Origin of the sequence: Streptomyces sp. NPDC001941 (assembly GCF_040296945.1) — a bacterium.
In the GTDB taxonomy this organism is placed as follows: Bacteria; Actinomycetota; Actinomycetes; order Streptomycetales; family Streptomycetaceae; genus Streptomyces.
This window is the reverse complement of sequence record NZ_JBEOYE010000003.1, coordinates 231,446-248,847: the sequence shown is the minus strand read 5'-3', so window position 1 is coordinate 248,847 and position 17,402 is coordinate 231,446. Positions and strand designations below refer to the sequence as shown.

The window sequence follows — 17,402 nt, the reverse complement described above, 5'->3', positions numbered from 1 at the left end:
ATGTCACTGCTCACTCGTCGCCGCTCACCACGCACCGCTCACCGCCCCCGCCTCAGGTGCCGCCACACCGCCTTGGCCGCGTTGTGCCCGGACATGCCGTGCACGCCGGGGCCCGGCGGGGTGGCCGAGGAGCAGAGGAAGACGGCCGGGTGCGGCGTGCGGTAGGGCTGGAGCGACAGCTTGGGCCGCAGCAGCAGCTGGAGTCCGCTGGCCGCGCCACAGGCGATGTCGCCGCCGACGTAGTTGGCGTTGTGCGCGGCGAGTTGGGGCGGTCCGGCGGTGGCGCGGGCCAGCACGCGGTCACGGAAGCCGGGGGCGAAGCGCTCGATCTGCCGCTCGACCGCGTCCGTGAGGTCGCCGTCCCAGCTGTTGGGCACGTGTCCGTACGCCCAGAACACGTGCTTGCCCTCGGGCGCCCGTGACGGGTCCACCAGGCTGGGCTGGGCGGTGATGAGGAACGGGGTGTGCGGCGCCGTCCCGGACGAGGCCTGCTTGAGCGCGGTGCCGATGTCCCCGCTAGTGGGCCCGACCTGGACGGTGCCCGCGCGGCGGGGCTCCTCGGCGGTCCAGGGCACGGGCCCGTCCAGCGCGTAGTCGATCTTGAAGACGCTGGCGCCGTAGCGGTAGCCGTCGTAGTGGCGGCCGAAGCCCGCGATGCGGGCGAGCGCGGTGGGCGAGGTGTCGAAGACGTACGCGCGCGCGGGCGGCAGGTCGTCGAGCCGCTTGACCTCGTACCCGGTGTGCACCGAGCCGCCCAGGTCGCGGGTGTACGCGGCGAGGGCGTCGGAGATGGACTGCGAGCCGCCGCGCGGCATGGGCCAGCCGTTCTCGTGCGCGGCGAGCGCGAAGAGCAGGCCGACCGCGCCGGTGGCGATCCCGTTGAGGGGCGCGATGACGTGGGCGACGAGTCCGGCGAACAGGGCGCGCACCCGCTCCTCGTGGAAGCGCCGCATCAGCACCCCGTACGGCGGCAGCCCGTCCAGGCCGAAGCGCGCCAGGGCGAAGGGGGCGCGGGGCAGCGCGGTGAGCGGCAGCTGCATGAAGTCGCGGGCCAGGGTGTCCCAGGTGCCCGCGTACGGTGCCATCAGGCGCCGGTACGCCCCGGCGTCGCGGGGCCCGAAGGACGCGGCGGTCTCCGCGACGGACCGGGAGAGCACGGCGGCGGTGCCGTCGTCGAAGGGGTGCGCCATGGGCAGCTCGGGGTGGAGCCACTCCAGTCCGTAGCGCGCCAGGGGCATGGTCTTGAAGACGGGCGAGCCCACGCCGAGCGGGTGCACGGCGGAGCACGGGTCGTGGCGGAAGCCGGGGAGGGTGAGCTCCTCGGTCCTGGCTCCGCCGCCGACGGTGCCCTTCGCCTCGAAGACGGCGACGGAGAGACCGCGGCGGGCCAGTTCGACGGCGGCGGTCAGCCCGTTGGGGCCCGCCCCCACGACGACGGCATCGAGCATCGACGACACCTGCGGACTCCTTCATCTGCCGAGGGCGCAAGGCTCCCCAGGATATTCGCCCCCTCGCGCCCCGGGCGCCCCGCCCCCGAATCCGCCCGGGCCGGACGCACCGGCCCGGTCACTCCGCCTGCTCTCCCTCTCCTGCCTACTCCCCCTCGCCCCGCAGCAGTCCGAGCACCCGCTCGCCGGTCCCGGCGTCCCGGGCGGCCGTGAAGGGCAGCGCGTTGCCCCCGGTGACGCGGAACGGCTCGCCCGCCACCGTCTCGTGCACGCCCCCCGCCTCCACGACCAGCAGCAGCCCCGCCGCGTGGTCCCACGCGTACTCCCAGGAGAACGACTGCCAGACGCCTCATGTGGTTCAATCACCACTGTACACCCAGCAGTCAACTTTGAGGCGAGGAAGCGATGGACACAGAGAGGCCGTGGGGCGCCTACTGCCGCATCTCAGACGCCGACCTGGCGGAGCTGCGATACCTCGTACAGCAAGGAGCGATCACCAAGGAAGAAGCTAAGGATCGGGAGCGGAAAGGCGTACTCAAACAACGCGAGGACCTTGCCGCGCTCGGCGCCAGCATCGGTGTCCCAGTCATCTGGTACGAGGACAACAACCTCAGTGCCTTTAAGCGGACAGTCAAACGGCCCGACTTCGAGCGCATGGTACGAGATCTGGCCAGCCCAGGCCTCCGAGGCGGGATGCTAGCGGTAGACATCGACCGCCTTTTCCGCCAGCCAAGAGACCTAGAGCGAGTAATCGACATTTACGAGGGTACGAGGAGGCATCTCGGATTCCACACTCTTTCCGGCCAGAACTTCGACCTGTCAACCCCAGACGGACGATTCAGCGCCCGAATCATGGTGAGCGTGGCTAATAAGGCCTCAGAGGACATGTCCCGCCGCCTCAAACGCGAGATGCTTCGCAAAGCAAGGGAGGGTGAGGTTGCCGGCGGGCACCGCCCGTTTGGGTGGGAGGAGGACCGCAAGACTCCACGCCCGGACGAAGCCGAGATGATCGTTATGCAAACAAAAGCTGGGCTCGATGGCGATTCGGTAGCCACCGTCACTAGGCGGTTCAAGGAGGCCGGATTCGTCGGTCGATCTGGTAAGCCGTTTGACCGCACCGCAGTACGCAGAATAATGCTCAACCCAAGAAATGCGGGCATCCGAGTTTATCAGGGTCACCCTCTCAAAGACGCAGACGGGGAGTACATCAAGGGAAATTGGGCGCCGCTTGAGCCGATAGAAACATGGGCAGCCCTATCGACAAAATGGGCCACAAATCAGGGGGCAGGGAAGGCGCGGGAGTACCGGACCAGCACCCTCCTGTCGGGGATACTGCGCTGCGGATCGTGCGGCACGCGAATGAATGCAGCAAATAGCTCATCCAAGTACCCCAAATACCGGTGCGCGGAAGGTGCTGGCGGCTGCGGCAATGTGTCCATAGTGCGCAATCATACCGACGCCGCCATACGACAACTAATTACGCGATACCTGGAGAAGTCCACCTCAAGAATGTCCTTTTCGATCCCCCCCGAAGAGTCATGGGAGAGAGAATCTGAACTCGAAGAAGTAGAGACAGAACTAGAGGAGGTTAAGGCCATGTATAAGCGTGGGGAGATAAAACCCACTACATACGCGATCCTCCTCGACGACCTGGACGGCAAAATCGAGTCACTGCGGAGTGAACAGGCCCTGTTCCAACACAACAACCCGTCCCCCGCATCACACTCGATAGCCGAATTGAGACAGTCACTCCAACAAGGGTGGTCGCACCTATCGATTGAGCGACAGAGGGAAGTGGTGAGAAAAATATTGCTCTCTGTGCTCGTGAGCCCGACTAAGAAACGCGGCGCAGGGATCGACTTGGAGCGACTAACCCCCGTATTCAGAGAGAAGTAAAAACGCCCCCCTCCCAGCGGGAGGGGGGCGCCTACTCTATAGGTTTGCCGAGCTTTACTCCGAGATCACCCAATACGTCTCTCAGCCGCTCGAATGAAATCTCTGGCGCAGATCTCAGCCTACCTTCTATCCAAAGCGAGAGATCCTCAGCGTGCCCCGGCACTAATCACCGCCGCCAACCTCTGATGCTTCGCTCTCCACAAGCGTGAGCCCCATGACAGAATTCCACGTATCTAGAGCCATCTCCTTTGCCAGCTCGTAAGGAACTCCCGACGTCAGCGCCTCGCTGAAGACCGTGCCGGCGATCCTGGCCGCTGCGATTGCATAGGCCCCCTGTTTATGGAGCCTCGTGGCTGTCATCTCAGTCTCAATGCCAGAGATCAGATCCTCAAACGACTCTCCGGGCTCGTCGCCCGAATCCCCCGTCGCGCCGTACTCTTGCATCGCTTCCCCCTAGTGCTTGGTCTCTTCAAGTTCGAGCACGCTTCCCCAAGAGCGCTTTCCGATCTCTGCGTCAGCCGGAATAAGGAGCCCCTGCACAGGGAACTCCATGAGCCTTGCTGCTTCGCGGGACATCTCGGCTGCATCTTCCTGTGGGAACGAGAAGACGATCTCGTCGTGGATCGGAAGGCGCATGTACGGCGTGAAGCCTGCTCGGTCCAGCTCCAGGAGCGCCCTGGCCGTCACGTCGCGGCTGCCGCCCTGGATGAAGTAGTTGAGCGCCCTGAACCACTTACCGGGGTCGACGGGAAGTCGGCGTCCCGTGGCAGTCCAGACGAATCCGGTCTTCCTAGCCTCGTCCGCTAGCTTCTTCCCGAACTCACCGACACCGGGGTATGTCCTGGCGAAGGCTTCCAGTACGGCCCGTGCTGTCTCTTCGTCCACGCTGGCTTGCTGGACCAGGGCGGCCCAGCCGCCCCCGTAGACGGTGAGGAAGTTCGCCATCTTGCCGACCTTGCGGGGAACGCCGGCAGCATCCGCCGTGATCTGGTGGAGGTCGCGTCCGTTGAGGAACGCGTCCAGCATGGTGCGGTCTCGGGAGAAGGCGGCGAGGTATCTCAGCTCCATGTTTCCGAAGTCAATGGAGCAACTGACGTGGCCCTCATCTGCCAAGAACATGTGTCGGACATAGCCGTCGCCCGAAGGGAATGTCTGTGCTGGGATGCTTCCGGAAATGGACATCCTTGACGTCCTGGCCTGCAACGAGTTGATCGAGGCCCGCACCCGGTCGTCGGGACCTCGGCCGTTGAGCGCTCGCTCGAACCAGGTCTTTCGCCACTTCCCTGCTCTCCTGGACTTGATTACGGCGTCAGCCAAAGGGTGGTGCAGCCCAGTCAGAACGTCATCGTCCATTGCTAGTTGGCCGTGCGGGTGGTTCTTACTTGGCTTGGTGCGCTTGGTGAGCTTGACGCCCAGGGACGTGAAGACTTCGACAAGTTGCTGACTGGAGTTGGGGTTCTCGACGCCGAAGGACTTGGCTACGGTTTCCCACTTCTCTTGCTCTTCCGTCAGCTCCGTGCATCGCCTTTGCGCGTACTCGACATCGATGAGATATCCGGAGCGCTCTATCTTGGCCGTGACGTGTGCAAGCTTGTGCTCCCAGGCAATCAGGCCCCGGATCTTCGATCGCTGAGGTACAAGACGGTAGAGGATCTGGAAGAGCCGAAAGGCGAGGGCTGGATCCATTCCCGCGTAGAGCAGGAAGTCCGGATCCAGAAGGTCAACTGTCCTCCAGATCTTGTCCTTGGTCGTCTTGTATTTCTTCGCGATCTGGGCCATCGAGCCCTTGACCTCGTCTGCGGTCTTCTCGCAGATGTAGAACTTGGTCAACTCTTCGAGCTTGAGCCCGGGTCCCCGTTCCTTGACTGCTCTCGGGTCTACGAGATGAGCGAGGAGCCGGGTATCCCACATCTTCGGAGCAAGCTCCTCCATAGGCAGGCCTAGAGTCTGCTCGGCAACGTGGAGGTCGTAGGTGCCGTTATGCGCTACGAGCCATTCCAAGCGCCGTAGCGTCCTCCTAGCGGCTTCTGCGAAGGCAGGACCAAGCTCGACAGGGATGACCCAAGTCTCAGACCCGGTGCCGAACTGAGCCAGCCGGCACCGAAAGTCTGGCGCCCACCAGTCCAGTCCGGTGGTCTCCATGTCGAATGCCAGAATCCGGTGCCGTGAGATGAAGTCGTCGAAGTCGGAGAGGTCCCTCTCCGACTCAACAACGTGGATAGCTACCGGCTGCCCCTTCAACCGGTAAGACAGCCTCTTCAAGGGCCCTCCCCTCCCTCAGAGTTGTTCGAGAAAAGATCTTCCTACGTACTCGGTGTAGGCCGGAGGGATGCACTCGCGGATGCCCTCGCGAGACATCCACGGAACTCCAAGGTCTTCCTTGGCATCGTCCACTCCGATGAAATTTCCGACGTAGACTCCCATCTCGTCGGGCTTCCTGCGGCGCCCCATTTTGGTTTGCCGCCTCAGGTGTTCTGGATGGTCCGGAGCCTTCAACTCCCAGCCGCCCGACTCAAAGAGGCGGTGCCGATACGTGCTCAGCCCGAAGTAGGCTCCGCACAGTAGGACTGGGTCTCTCATCTCTGGTTCAGCGCCCATGACGTTCTCAATCACCCACGGAACGCCAACGGCGTTCAATGCATCGCGCGTAGGTGCCAACAGGTCCGGATGGTCGTTCTGCCTGATCCTTTGTGTCTTGCTGTAGTGCTGACACGGTGGTGAGGTGTGTATGAAGTCGAACCGACTGCCGTACGTGAGTAGAAATTGAACGGCTTCAGCCTGAATGAATTCCCACGGGTAGCGGGGCTGTCGGACGATGTCGACGCCGACGACTTCGAACCCTGCATCGCGGTATCCCTTACTCGCTCCCCCCTGGCAGCAGTAAAGGTCAAGTACTTTCCTGATCCCCCGCGTCCCCCTTTGCGGCGCCATCGGCCTCAAATGGCGGGTAGGCGCCATAGAAAGAGGGGGCCGGGATACCCCGGCCCCCTCAGGTGCCTTGACTACTGGCTTGCTCTCGGACTACGAGAAACTGCCGTCCTTCTGCCGCCAGAGCGGGTCACACTGCGAGCCCTTCGGGGCGGAGCAGAAGAGGGCCGCCCACGGGCCCTTCGCGCCCTGGCCCTCTCGCAGCGTCCGGCCATGAGGGCAGGCGTCGCCCGCTACAGCGGGTGCCTGTGTCTGTGCCGCTGCGCTTCGGAAGGTCGCAGGGGTCTGAGCGGGCTGGTTGCCGGCGGCCTGGTGCGTGGATCGCACCTTCTGCGCGGCCATTGCCGCCAGGTCGATGACACCCTTGTCGGCGAGTGCCTTCATGAGGTCCACCGCTGCGGTTGCAACCTCGTCGGCGCTCATGCCGTAGACGGTTGGGGTGATCCACTCAGCCTCGTAGCCAGCGGCGGCCTTGAAGGTGAAGCCGATCTTGTACTTGTTGTGCTGGGGGCCGCTTGGGGCAGGCAGAGGGGTCATGGGCTTGGGCTCCTTCTCGTTTGACGGCTCGCCCCAGGGCGAGGGGCCGTCGAATGGGTTGGGGTACGTCAAGGGCTCTCCTGTCGGATGGGGCATCGGTAGTCAGTCAGCTCGGGCGCCGCTGCATGGCGGCCGTGGAGGGCCGCGCACAGGGCGGGCGGGTATCGCGCTCGGAACGCAACGCAGTCGGGCCCACGCTGGAACTCGGGCCGGGCCGTGAGCGGAGATGTCACGCGGTGGCCTTGCGAAGGCCACGGTTCATGTGTCGGGCCAGCGCATCGAGCCCGCGGTTGCTTGCCTTGCGTTCGGTGTCGTTCTTCGCCGGCAGTCCGTAGACGTAGCGGCGTGTCAGAACGTCTCGCTGGGCAGGCGTCAGCTTGGCCAGGGCAGTGGAAGCATCAAGGCGGGCGCTCACCAAGTTGTCAGTGATGCGGCACGCAAGGATGTCGTCCTGGCGGCCGAGCATCTGCCCCAGCTCCTCGTCTGAGTAGACGAACGTCGCCAGCGCCAAGCGGGCCTCGTCGGGCGTGTAGTAGTAGCTGCCGTCCTCGACGTCCCGGGCGTCGCGCTCCTTGGAGGCGTACTGAGTGCCCACCTTCTTGCAGAACTGCCAGAGGAACTGGTCCGTGTAGTTCTTCTCCAGCATGGTCCGGCGCTCGTAGGCGTGAAGGAGGATGGTCTGCTTCACGTCGTCCTTCTCCACCACGCTCCAGGACTGGGCGATTGAGCGGGCGGACTTGTCTGCGATATTGGCTACGTGAGCCCAGTCGATCACGGTCATGCGGTCTCCCCCTTGCGTGCGAAGCGCCCCCCGGCGCCTCTGGCTATACGTCCGTAGCGCACGCCTTCGACGACGAACGAGCCGTCACGGCGAATGTCCACGGGGTAGGGGGATACGTCATGGTCTCCGACGTACAGAATTCCGAAGCCCGCCTGCCAGTTGGCGACGGCACCAGGCCCGAGATACTGGGCCTTTCGTGGATCCATGATGTGGCCGACTTCGAAGCCCCATCGCATTCCCCCGAGATGCGATGGGCCGTGCCGGCGAACGCCGAGGCGGTGAGTGTGGCCCATGACCAGGTTGGTCGTGGCCTTGCTTGCGTGGGCGTAGGCCGTGGTGCCGGCGATATTCGACAGTCCTTTGATCTCGTGTCCGTGGATCAGTGCTGTATCGGGGCCCACTCGGTGAAAGCTTGGCGTGAGGTCGATGCCGAAGCCGTCAAAGTCAAGCAGCTTAGAGAAGTGAAAGTCACCCGCGTACTCGGCTAGGGCTGGTGCCTTGGCACTCAAGTACGTGCGCGGACGTAGGTCGTGATTTCCTTCCAGGATCCCGAAGGGGCCGTCATAGACCGTTCGGATGGGTTCCAGGACGCGGCGCTTGGTTAGCTCGGACTCCTGCCGAACCTGCTGGCTGTACTCGTACCGCGTGCCTTCGTTCCAACGACTTGGCGTCTCGTAGTCGTTGAGGTCACCGATCTGGTACAGCTCATCAGGCTGATAGTCCCCGAGGAATCCGATCAGGTTACTGACCGCCCTAGGCTCGTGGTACGGGACCTGTAGGTCCGAGATGATAACAACGCGCTTCAAATAGTGTCTCCCGTCGCCATTACGTAAGCCGCACCCCAGGTGTGGCCGTTGTCCTGATAGGACTGCATACAGTTGAGCTTCGTCATTGTTGACCTGGAAAGCTCGGAGAAGAAGCGCGATACCACGACCGAAGCCTGGTGTGTCTCGACATCGGCCAAGGACTCCAGGTCAACACCAAGTCGATGTAGTGCTACGCCTATTGCACAACCCGGAGATACCAACGATCCATCCTCGTCGGTATGTACGTAGAAGCAGGCTGCATCACCACCGTCGACCTTCCCCTCCATGTGTTCCGGGCAGGAGTAGACGTAATCGGGACGCTCTGCGACAAGCTCTCGCAGAGTCTCAAGCACCTTTTCATCCGTCACGACTGCATCGGTCTTGGACAGCATCAAAATCCCACTCCTTCAGCCGAGTTAGGCGCACTGGCCTGCACACGCGCGATTTCGCGCTGGATGTACCAGACGGCTTTCTTTAGATCTTCGACCTCAGCGCCGGACCCCTTCCTTCCGGCACGAGCCAGGTACTTCACTGCGTTGCCTCGGTTGAAGGGCAGGTGCTCAGTCAGGTCGATGACTTCAACCCCGTTGGGGAGCCACGTGTAGTGGCCGGGACGGTGAACAGCGTCTCCGGAAGGGCCCTTTGTCGCTGGCTCTAGTTCGTGGTCGTCGTACCAAAGGAGACCCGGGTCAACCGGATCTTCGACCTTCACTCGGTTCGGCAGAAGTCCCCGCATATTCACATCAACGACCTCGCCGTAACATCCCACATACGCACCCACGCTCACACGCACCGTGTCCCCCACCGCATACGTCACAGTCCGATCCTCTTCCTCAGGGCCTCGGGCCCATCACTCAGAAACACTGAATTCGAGTCCCGGTCACCGGGCATCTCGATGACCTTTCCGTGAGGAAGGTCGCTTGCAAGTTGGTCCATGAATGCGAGGCCGGGTCCGTCTTCGGCGATCAGGAACACCGACTCGTAGCCCAACAGCGCTGGTGTCCAGTAGTCGCGCCACGTTCCTGTGCCGGGTGCTCCGACCGCCGGCACATCGGCGGCAGCCCACGACTGGGTGTCGAACTCCCCCTCGACGACGACCAGGACGGGGCTGGGCAGGATCAGCGCGGCCGTGTTGTACAGGCGCGGCACGTCGCCGGGCAGGGTCTGGTACTTTCCGTGCCCCTCGTGCTGTTCGCTCTCCCCGGCCTGGACGAAGTACGTACCGTCGGGGCGCTTCACGCAGCGGTCGTTGATACAGCGGAAGCGGACGGTTGCTACCGCGTCGCCGCCAGCGGGACGCAGGTATGGGATGGCAAGGTGCCCCCCGTACCGCTCATGTCCAGGTAGAGCCGAAGCGACGAAGCCCATCCCGAACAGGCCTGCCTGCTCTCCCAAGCCCCGAGCTGCCATGTACGCCTCTGCTGGGCTGCCCGGGTAGGTCTCGTGGTAGTGCCTGGCCGCTGGTGCCGAATTGGCTACGTGCGCGTTCTTTGGCTTCAGCGAAGCCAATACGTTCCTCCCTCATGATCACCGCGTAGGAATCCTCCGACAGGTTGCACGCGAAACAGGCCCATCGGTTTCTGTCGAGGTCCACCGATGCGGATGGATTGGAGTCCGGGTGAGAAGGAAGGGGGCAAGCGGTCTTCACTCGCCCCCTAGTGGCCTTCGTTTCAAACTCGTAGTAGTGAGCCAGGACTTCAGCGATTGGTGGTCTCGATGAGCTTTCGCTCACCATTAGGTCCAACCTTGTAAGTGGTCACGGGGAACTCGTACTTGCGTGCCGCCGCGATCCAGGTGTGATGGTTCCCTCGCCACTGACGTGACTGCGAAGGGGCACCGCCCGTGCTCGACTCACTCATCAGAACGGGATCGCCTCCGTGAGCGGGTACGAGCGGAAGGCCACGCCAGGATGGGAGCGCTTCAGATAGTCGAATGGGTGTGATCCAGAAGCAGTGAAGTCCCGGACTCCCGCCTTGAGGAGTGCTTCCGTGATTGCCTCGTAGTGCCGCCGCGGGGACGTTTCCGCGTCGCCTGCTACCAGGGACCCCACGGCAATCAGCGTTTCCGCCTCTTCGATTGTCAGCGTCAGCGTGACCGCCGGCACACGCTTGGTTTCCGTGACGACCTGGTCAGTGACGGTACGCCGGGCCTTAGCCATCTTCTCTCCTACGGTCGGTGATGTATCGCGGTCCGAGGACTTTCCACGCCGGATAGTTCTCTAGGTATTCGGCTGCCCGCCGCAGTACATCAGGCCTGTCCCTAGCCCCCCGTGCTAGGAGCTGGCCATTGCAGCGGGCACAAAGAAGGCCGCGAACCGCCTCTGTCTTGTGACAGTGGTCCACGGCCAAATTCGTCTTACGGGTTTCGAGGCAGATCGCGCATCTACCGCCCTGCGCCTCAAGAAGGCGCCTGTAGTCGTCGGCGGAGAGTCCGTAGATAGCGAGTAGCCTGGCGTTGCGTGATGTCTGCCGGCGGCCAGCCTTGCGGCAGGAGGAACAGGTCTTCCCCCGAGGAGAGGTGTAGAACCTCTCAGACCTGTTCTTACCGCACTTCACACAGGGGCGAAACCCTTTTCGGGGTTCGCCCACTAGGCAGCCACCTTGATCAGCCGCTCCAGCCTGTACATCTCTTTCAGATGGGCGTTCTCATCGACCATGGCAAAGAGGTTGAACAGCGGCACGGCAGCAGCCAGCTTCAGCTTACGGACACTGATGACTGCCGTCTTCACTCCCCCATTCGCAGCGCCAATCAGCACCCGCGAGAGCTGATAGAGGTTCAGCCTCTTCGGATTGCTGATCTCTACGACGAGGGCCACCCCCTCAACGTCAACCTGATCGAGAGCGATACCCGGGAACCGGGTTTCCAACGCAAAGCCGAACTCGCGTTCCGCCTTGAATCCGCCTCGGACTGCCCGAATCTCAACGATGCCGCTCACGCTAGCCCCCAGTTACCCAGCAGACAACTTATTGGTCAGAAAAATGATCGGGAATGGCATCGTCAAGCTCCTCCAACCGCAGGTTAGATCGATTGAGCCTGAAGCTCGCAAACGTACCACCCGATGAATCCTCGAAGCCTTCTCGGTTTTTCACGTCACTGAGATTGATGATTCGCGAGTTCATACCGTCTACTTCTTTGTGCGCCGTCAGAATGAGCGAGGGAACGCGATGAACCTTTCCCTTCACTCCGCTCAGCGGGATGGGGCTAAGCCCGTCCGAATGCTCACCAGTTACATGGTGAAGTCCCAGCACATGAGCCGACGTGGCTCGCGCCATGTCATCCAGATATTCACACAGCGCCTCCAGCCCGAATGTGAATGACTCCGCACTGCCCACGAGGCCGTTGTCTACGTTGGTGATGTTGTCTACGACTATCAGATGAGGGGTGCACCCATACACTTCGAGGTAACACAGAAGGTGTAGCTCAATTTCCTTTTGTGTAGGCCGGGCCGAGAAGTTGAATCGGATCCACCAGCGATCACCTAGCGCCTTTTCGTACGAGGAAAAGTCTCCTCCAGTCAACGCGTTCTTAACGACCTTCGAATCCTCGCCCGTGATCATGGCTGTCGCTCGGGACACCTGAGTTGCCGAGCTTGAGTCCGCCGAGAAGTACAGGGTTGGCACATTGGCCGCCATCGCAAGAAAGAGGGCAAACAAGCTCTTCCCTGTACCAGGCCCCGCTACGACAAGCGATAGCTCTGACCGGCGGAACTCCACCTCAAGCCGCCGTAGAGACTTGAATGGATGCGGGATCGGCTCGCCGGCAGCACCGCGGATCCTAACCGACTGCGTCAGTGAAAACATCGCCACTCCTTACGAACCACCCAGCAGACAACTATGACCGGTTAAAAAAAAGCCCGCCGAGGGCTTCGTCTTAATTCTTACCTCACAAACAGTGGAATCACAAGCAAGTTAACGCTTGCGTATCTCACACGCGTGCGAGACATCACAGAACCTACAGTGGAAGCCGGGATTCGCAGGGAAGTTCCCGGCTTTTACCCTCAGGTCCATCTCTACGAACTGCTCAGCAACAAGGCCCTCAGTCACGCACGTCAGGTCGACGGGTCGCGACAGACGTCCTGTCTTGGCCATGTACCAGTCCGCTTGGTTGACAACCACTCCTAGAACCTTGCGAGCTAGCACCCCGTATGTCTGAAGCTGGAATTTACTCTTCGTTGTACCCGTCTTCAGGTCTCGGACCCTGACCGAACCATCCCCCTCTGAGATGAGCTGGTCCACGTAGCCCTGGACGGTGACACCTCCCAGCTCGGCCGTCAAGTGCGTTTCGATGCCGGCGACGCCTTCAGCGCTCTTCCAGATCACAGGCTGATGCTGCGTCGACCATCGCACGTACGCGCGCGTTTGCTCCATGCCCCGCACATAGCGCTCCTCGATGTCTGAGCGGCCAGCAGGGCCAGCAGTCATCCACTGATTCAGGTTCGGCTCTTCCGCGCGGCTCGCCGCTACTCGCCGCGTGTACTCGTCGTGGTAGAGGTCTGCGGCCTGGTCCTCAGAGAGCTTGCGGTTCGCCCCCTCAAACACCTCAGCTACCGCGTGGAACGCAGTGCCTTGGTGCGACCAGGCCGCAGGCCGCGGGCGGACGCGCACTATCCGCTGTAGCTCATACTGCTTGGCACATTTGCTGTACTGCTCCAACTGGCTGACTGATCGTGGCATGTTCGCCACTACCGAGAACCGGTCTTCCACGCACTTCCCCCTCTAGCCGGAACGCCGGGTGCACAACGTGCACGCTGAAGGCGCTGGACAACGGAAACTGCCTGTGAGGGTGACTGTAGAACTCGGAATCCACAACCCGATTTCTCCACGGCGCCCCCAGGGCCAGCCCAAGCCCTCTGAGGGATTCGTAGTCCTCGTCCATCATCGCGTCCGACTCCGTAACAATGTAGAACGCGCCCACTGTTGCTGTTGCTACCCGCACGATCCGCAGGGCCTCAGAGGCGTACATCCCTCTGCGCTCGACGATCCTTGTGCGGTATATAGCCTCGCGCAGTGCGCAGTTGCTCCTCTGTGTGGCGGTGTCCCTCGGCATGCCCGTCATTGGTCCCCCCAAGATAGATGCACTACCTATACGTCACTTTGTCCCTGCGGGTCTGCCAAATATTCTCCGCTCGGTAAGTCGCCGGTGTGGACCTCCTGCGTGCTTCCGCCCGAAGGCAGGCGATGGGGAAGGCCAGGCACCAGGCCCGAGCCTGGCACCTGGCCTTTTCTCCGAAGGCCTAAATCGCCCTAGTTCCAGTTGGGGTCATCATCAAGCTTCGCGTCCCAAGTCGGGTCTGCCGAAGGCGAAACCAGGTTCCAGTTCGGATCCGCCAGGACGCTCGTAGACCCTCCCTTGGGTGCACTGCCACCACTCGGATCGGCCTGTGCAATCCCGACGATGCCCAGCGTCAGCACTGCCGACGCCGTCACACCCACTGCAACTTTGGCAAGCCAGCGCCCAGCCATATGTTCAGCCATACTCGTTCTCCTCGAATCAGTGACCAGAGTGTGTGCACTTCGCAGCCTCCAACCACGCAACTCGGGTTCGACTGCGCTTGACCTGCACATCTGCGTGGCGCGCATCACAGTCCCGAACAAACGTCCGTGGCGGGGTTACCCTCTGAGCTTGCGTGGTGTCGGGATCTGGATCAAGCAAACTGCGCCTGCTGATCTCTGCACTGCGCCGCAACGCAGGGGGGTAAATGGCATGATCGATGACGAAAGCGGACAGAGCGACGACGCGGCGGACGACTGGAACTCTCTATGGCCGCATCTTGTCGGTGGGGGTGTGGTACCAGACGGGGACCCGAGGCTAAAGGCCCTGGACGCCCTGGGTGTAGTAGTTCGTGATCCGATTCGAGGATGGGCCGTCGCCGGCGATCTCAACGAGGTGGTTGCCGAGTCCGTACGACGCACAGGCACCCTGGTGGGGCTGCTCTCCACGGCGGCAGATCTAAACAGCGGCGACGCAGGTGCCCGAGTGATCGCCACCAACGAAGAGGCCACCACTCTCATCGCCGGGGCGACGAAGCGCGCTAAGAACCTGATCTGGACAGCGCACCCAACCGATCGACGGGCAGAGGTCCTTAAGAGGTCCCTGGATCGAGACGTAGAGACCCTCAAAAAGGGGGTCCGGTATCGCACGATCTACTGTGACACAGCTCGAACCCGGCCCGGAGAAGTCGCCTGGGCTACAGCGGCAAGTGCGCATGGGGCTGAGGTGAGAACCGCCACTCCACCATTTACAAAGTGCGTATTTGTTGATGACGACTTTGCCGTCATCCAAGATCCGGAAGATGACGTGAATGCCCCCGAATACATGCACCGCGGCGGCATACTTGTCACCAATCCGTTGATCATCAAGACTCTCAAGCGCAGCTATGAGCGAGATTGGGACTTGGCCCGCCGATGGATGGATGAAGCGCTCCATGCGCTATCGGACGACTTCCCCAATGACAGGCAACTTAGCATCATTACGTGGTTGATCGACGGAGTTCAGCCGGCAACGATTGCGAAGCGGCTCAACATCAGCCAGAGAACATATGACAATGAGCGTTCAACGATCTTCTCCGCCATGGGAGTGAAGTCGCACGCTGGCCTCGGCTACTACTGGAACAACCTCGAAAGGAATCGGGAAGCTGGGGCCACTTAGCGCTTAGGCATGAAAGCTCGGACGGCGGTGCCGTCCGAGCTTTTCTCGTCCCAACTCTATTCGCTTGATCCCTCGCTTAGCGAGCCGATCTGGAAGATGTTTGTCGCCTCTTCGCCTCGCGGAACATCCTCGGGCCAGCGAATCACGAGCGTCCCGTCACGCTTGGGGTCGCGTTTCACGTAGTGAGCACCCACACTAGGGTCAATATCTAGAACCAACCCTTTGCCAATTTGAGCGACGAAGGATTTTCTGGCCAGCTCACTTCGAGCGGAGAGATTTTCCCCAATCCTCTTTCGCACGAAGGCCCGCAATCCAATGTAGGGCTCTTGCTGCCTAAGCATGCCCTTTTGCGGGAAACTAGCGAGATCCCAGGGAAGAATGTCAGTGACAGTGAGCTGCCCGGCCCGAGGAGTCACCCCCATGCGGTTGAAACGCTTATTAACGGCTTGCCGACTAACACCGAACTGCCGTGCAATCTCAGCATGAGAGAGCCCAGCTTCCCAGAGCTTCGCTAGCTCCGTGTCACCGGGAAGAATCGGCCTTCTCAATGTCCCATCCCTCTAGCAATCCGTGATTCCGGTTCTGCTGACCAGCCCCCGGCTAGACCAAGCTGTGCTGAGCGTATCCACTGTACCCGCGCACCCCTCCCGCCAACACCGCTCGACGAACTTCGTGTGACCTGGGTCTCATCATGCTGGTGGCAGTCTTAACTGAGCCCAGAGGACACGTACGTACTGTGTGAGAGCCAAAGAGAACGATCTGATCTTAGGGGCATGAAGCTGTAAGCAGTAGTGCTGATTTTCCTCAAGTCCCAAAGCCTGACGATTCGTTCACCTGTATCTCATCTCCACGAAGCCCCTCCTGACTGTTGCTACCGACCGCCCAGGCGGAGTAGCCAGGAAGGCGGCCCCGGCGCCAGACCAGAACCCGCCGGGGCCGCCACGACCGCATCAGCCCACCACGGCAGACCACCGGATCGGGGGTACCCATGCCCCGAGCCGCCTCGGTGTGCCTTGTCAGAGGCTGTGTCCAACGCACCGTCCGAAACGGCCGATGCCCCGAACATGCTCCCCCGGAGCGCCCATGGTCACGGGTCAGCCCCCGAAACCAGGTCCGCGACGCAGCTCGACGTCTCTGGGATCGCCAGGTGCGTCCGAGCGCCCTAGCTCGTGATCGCTTCGCCTGTGTGCGCTGCGGAGTCCGTGACGGCCTGGAGGTTGACCACATCGTGCCCGTCGCCCAGGGAGGGACGTGGACGCTCGACAACGCCCAGACGCTCTGTCGCTCGTGCCACAACCTGAAGTCCGCCAAGGAACGGCGGCCGTAGTTTTCGGATCTACGTTGCGAAAACCGATGTACGCGGGGTAGCTCCCCTTAGCCCGAAACTCCCCCTGATCAGGGGACGGACGGCTAGCGCGGTTAGTTCAGTGGTCTAGAACTCCTCCAGGCCGGAGGCGACACGGGTTCGAATCCCGTACCGCGCCCGATGAATACGGCCCGAAAATAGCGCTCTGACCAGCGCGACGATAGGGCAAGGGGTAGCTCACAGGGAGAGCCCCGCCCGATTACCACGGGTTTAGTCACCTCGGGGAAACGGCGGTGGGCTGGTTCGAGTCCGGCACCCCGATATCTGGCTGTAGCTCAGCGGGAGAGCGCGCGCTTTGGGAGCGCGAAGCCGCAGGTTCGAGCCCTGCCAGCCAGACCACCAGCAGGCCCCCGTGGAGGGGGTCTTCGTTGTTGTTACCTCACCCAGGAGTGATGCACCAATGATCGAGGGCCAGGACGAGCCCGCAAGCCCTCGCCTGAGGGCCCCTGACCAGCCCACCAGGGCACAACGTACTCGTGCCTGGCGACAGGACGCACTCTTCGAGCTTGAGGACCTGGCCGACCTGACGGACGTAGACCCTTCGGCGGTGCGGCTCACATGACCCGTGGACCAGCCCCCAAGCCAGGTGCCCAGCGTCGCAACCTCCACCCAGGAGCCCACTCGGTGCCGGCGGACGCCCAGCCGGGCCGCGAGCTGCCCAGGGGCCTTGGTATCAGCACCCCCGGTGCCAGACGTTTCTGGAAGACCTGGAGCACTGCCCCACAGACATCGGCCTGGGCCGAGACCGATTGGTCCGAGCTGGAGCTGACGACCAAGCTCGTTGACGGGCTCTACCTCGGTGACCTGAAGCTCGCCGGAGAGATCCGACAGCGCGTTGCGAAGTGGGGTGCCACGGTCGAGGACCGTGCACGCCTTCGGATGACCATCGACCAGCCTTCCGAGGCAGAGCCCGCGGCGGTCTCTGAGACGCCAGACGAACTGAACATGGATGAGGAGCTGTACAGGCTACTGAATGGCTCCTAGGGGGGTGA

22 protein-coding genes, 3 tRNA genes and 1 pseudogene are annotated in these 17,402 nt (G+C 62.1%); 7 read left to right on the top strand and 19 right to left on the bottom strand.

Annotation, left to right across the window (positions count from 1 at the left end; all coding sequences use genetic code 11):
- Positions 1-38: 38 nt before the first annotated feature.
- Both ABT160_RS04770 and ABT160_RS04765 read right to left on the bottom strand, forming a co-directional pair.
- Positions 39-1,457 carry a phytoene desaturase family protein gene (locus ABT160_RS04770; protein WP_351643535.1) on the bottom strand — a complete coding sequence of 473 codons (1,419 nt, stop codon included), beginning with the start codon at positions 1,455-1,457 and terminating at the stop codon, positions 39-41.
- A gap of 136 nt (positions 1,458-1,593) precedes the next feature.
- A pseudogene (locus ABT160_RS04765) lies at positions 1,594-1,785 on the bottom strand (inositol monophosphatase family protein); the annotation flags it as partial.
- A 68-nt stretch (positions 1,786-1,853) separates the two neighbouring features.
- On the opposite strand from ABT160_RS04765, the gene ABT160_RS04760 reads away from it, so the two are divergent.
- Entirely contained in the window at positions 1,854-3,344 is a 1,491-nt protein-coding gene (locus ABT160_RS04760) for a recombinase family protein (protein ID WP_351643533.1), read from the top strand.
- A 162-nt stretch (positions 3,345-3,506) separates the two neighbouring features.
- On the opposite strand, the gene ABT160_RS04755 is transcribed toward ABT160_RS04760, so the two are convergent.
- The 16 genes from ABT160_RS04755 to ABT160_RS04680 all read right to left on the bottom strand — a co-directional run bounded on the left by ABT160_RS04755 (position 3,507) and on the right by ABT160_RS04680 (position 13,870).
- On the bottom strand, positions 3,507-3,788 hold the full coding sequence (locus tag ABT160_RS04755; RefSeq protein WP_351643531.1) for a hypothetical protein: 282 nt from the start codon (positions 3,786-3,788) through the stop codon (positions 3,507-3,509).
- Positions 3,789-3,797: 9 nt separating this feature from the next.
- Positions 3,798-5,606 carry a DNA polymerase gene (locus tag ABT160_RS04750; protein ID WP_351643529.1) on the bottom strand — a complete coding sequence of 603 codons (1,809 nt, stop codon included), beginning with the start codon at positions 5,604-5,606 and terminating at the stop codon, positions 3,798-3,800.
- Between the two features lie 15 nt (positions 5,607-5,621).
- Positions 5,622-6,275, bottom strand: coding sequence for an SAM-dependent methyltransferase (locus ABT160_RS04745; protein ID WP_351643526.1), 654 nt, complete (start codon positions 6,273-6,275; stop codon positions 5,622-5,624).
- A 90-nt stretch (positions 6,276-6,365) separates the two neighbouring features.
- Positions 6,366-6,905: a D29-gp49 family protein gene (locus ABT160_RS04740; RefSeq protein WP_502984157.1), complete on the bottom strand. Its 540-nt coding sequence runs from the start codon at positions 6,903-6,905 to the stop codon at positions 6,366-6,368.
- Positions 6,906-7,038: 133 nt separating this feature from the next.
- The gene (locus tag ABT160_RS04735) at positions 7,039-7,590 is read right to left on the bottom strand and encodes a hypothetical protein (RefSeq protein ID WP_351643522.1); all 552 of its coding nucleotides are present in this window, start codon (positions 7,588-7,590) and stop codon (positions 7,039-7,041) included.
- Positions 7,587-8,396 carry a metallophosphoesterase gene (locus tag ABT160_RS04730; RefSeq protein ID WP_351643521.1) on the bottom strand — a complete coding sequence of 270 codons (810 nt, stop codon included), beginning with the start codon at positions 8,394-8,396 and terminating at the stop codon, positions 7,587-7,589. The genes ABT160_RS04735 and ABT160_RS04730 overlap by 4 nt, the downstream gene beginning before the upstream one ends.
- Positions 8,393-8,788, bottom strand: a complete 396-nt coding sequence (locus ABT160_RS04725) for a hypothetical protein (RefSeq protein ID WP_351643519.1) — start codon at positions 8,786-8,788, stop codon at positions 8,393-8,395. The genes ABT160_RS04730 and ABT160_RS04725 overlap by 4 nt, the downstream gene beginning before the upstream one ends.
- Positions 8,788-9,213, bottom strand: coding sequence for a DUF3310 domain-containing protein (locus tag ABT160_RS04720; protein WP_351643517.1), 426 nt, complete (start codon positions 9,211-9,213; stop codon positions 8,788-8,790). Before ABT160_RS04720 ends, ABT160_RS04725 begins: the two co-directional genes overlap by 1 nt.
- The gene (locus ABT160_RS04715) at positions 9,210-9,806 is read right to left on the bottom strand and encodes a topoisomerase (protein ID WP_351643514.1); all 597 of its coding nucleotides are present in this window, start codon (positions 9,804-9,806) and stop codon (positions 9,210-9,212) included. Before ABT160_RS04715 ends, ABT160_RS04720 begins: the two co-directional genes overlap by 4 nt.
- On the bottom strand, positions 9,730-10,131 hold the full coding sequence (locus ABT160_RS04710) for a CHC2 zinc finger domain-containing protein (protein ID WP_351643511.1): 402 nt from the start codon (positions 10,129-10,131) through the stop codon (positions 9,730-9,732). The genes ABT160_RS04715 and ABT160_RS04710 overlap by 77 nt, the downstream gene beginning before the upstream one ends.
- A 123-nt stretch (positions 10,132-10,254) precedes the next feature.
- A complete protein-coding gene (locus ABT160_RS04705) occupies positions 10,255-10,554 on the bottom strand; it encodes a hypothetical protein (RefSeq protein WP_351643509.1) in 300 nt (99 codons plus the stop codon).
- Entirely contained in the window at positions 10,547-10,951 is a 405-nt protein-coding gene (locus ABT160_RS04700) for an endonuclease VII domain-containing protein (protein ID WP_351643507.1), read from the bottom strand. Before ABT160_RS04700 ends, ABT160_RS04705 begins: the two co-directional genes overlap by 8 nt.
- 32 nt (positions 10,952-10,983) lie before the next feature.
- Complete coding sequence (locus tag ABT160_RS04695) at positions 10,984-11,331, bottom strand: hypothetical protein (RefSeq protein WP_351643505.1); 348 nt, start codon at positions 11,329-11,331, stop codon at positions 10,984-10,986.
- 28 nt (positions 11,332-11,359) lie between these two features.
- Positions 11,360-12,196: an AAA family ATPase gene (locus tag ABT160_RS04690; protein ID WP_351643503.1), complete on the bottom strand. Its 837-nt coding sequence runs from the start codon at positions 12,194-12,196 to the stop codon at positions 11,360-11,362.
- A 108-nt stretch (positions 12,197-12,304) separates the two neighbouring features.
- On the bottom strand, positions 12,305-13,099 hold the full coding sequence (locus ABT160_RS04685; RefSeq protein WP_351643500.1) for a RecB family exonuclease: 795 nt from the start codon (positions 13,097-13,099) through the stop codon (positions 12,305-12,307).
- 540 nt (positions 13,100-13,639) lie between these two features.
- Positions 13,640-13,870, bottom strand: a complete 231-nt coding sequence (locus ABT160_RS04680) for a hypothetical protein (RefSeq protein ID WP_351643497.1) — start codon at positions 13,868-13,870, stop codon at positions 13,640-13,642.
- 229 nt (positions 13,871-14,099) lie between these two features.
- Between ABT160_RS04680 and ABT160_RS04675 the strand changes: the two genes are divergently transcribed.
- A complete protein-coding gene (locus ABT160_RS04675) occupies positions 14,100-15,044 on the top strand; it encodes a LuxR C-terminal-related transcriptional regulator (RefSeq protein WP_351643494.1) in 945 nt (314 codons plus the stop codon).
- 56 nt (positions 15,045-15,100) lie between these two features.
- Here the strand turns inward: ABT160_RS04675 and ABT160_RS04670 are convergent, their stop codons facing one another.
- Positions 15,101-15,592: a GcrA family cell cycle regulator gene (locus ABT160_RS04670; protein ID WP_351643492.1), complete on the bottom strand. Its 492-nt coding sequence runs from the start codon at positions 15,590-15,592 to the stop codon at positions 15,101-15,103.
- 440 nt (positions 15,593-16,032) lie between these two features.
- Between ABT160_RS04670 and ABT160_RS04665 the strand changes: the two genes are divergently transcribed.
- The 5 genes from ABT160_RS04665 (at position 16,033) to ABT160_RS04645 (ending at position 17,394) form a co-directional block, all read left to right on the top strand.
- Positions 16,033-16,371, top strand: coding sequence for an HNH endonuclease (locus ABT160_RS04665; protein ID WP_351643491.1), 339 nt, complete (start codon positions 16,033-16,035; stop codon positions 16,369-16,371).
- A gap of 86 nt (positions 16,372-16,457) precedes the next feature.
- Positions 16,458-16,528: transfer RNA gene (locus ABT160_RS04660), tRNA-Ala, on the top strand.
- Positions 16,529-16,577: 49 nt separating this feature from the next.
- A tRNA-OTHER gene (locus ABT160_RS04655) sits at positions 16,578-16,669 on the top strand.
- A 5-nt stretch (positions 16,670-16,674) separates the two neighbouring features.
- Positions 16,675-16,749 (top strand) — tRNA-Pro (locus tag ABT160_RS04650).
- Between the two features lie 219 nt (positions 16,750-16,968).
- The gene (locus ABT160_RS04645; protein ID WP_502984156.1) at positions 16,969-17,394 is read left to right on the top strand and encodes a phage terminase small subunit; all 426 of its coding nucleotides are present in this window, start codon (positions 16,969-16,971) and stop codon (positions 17,392-17,394) included.
- The last annotated feature ends 8 nt before the right edge of the window (positions 17,395-17,402 follow it).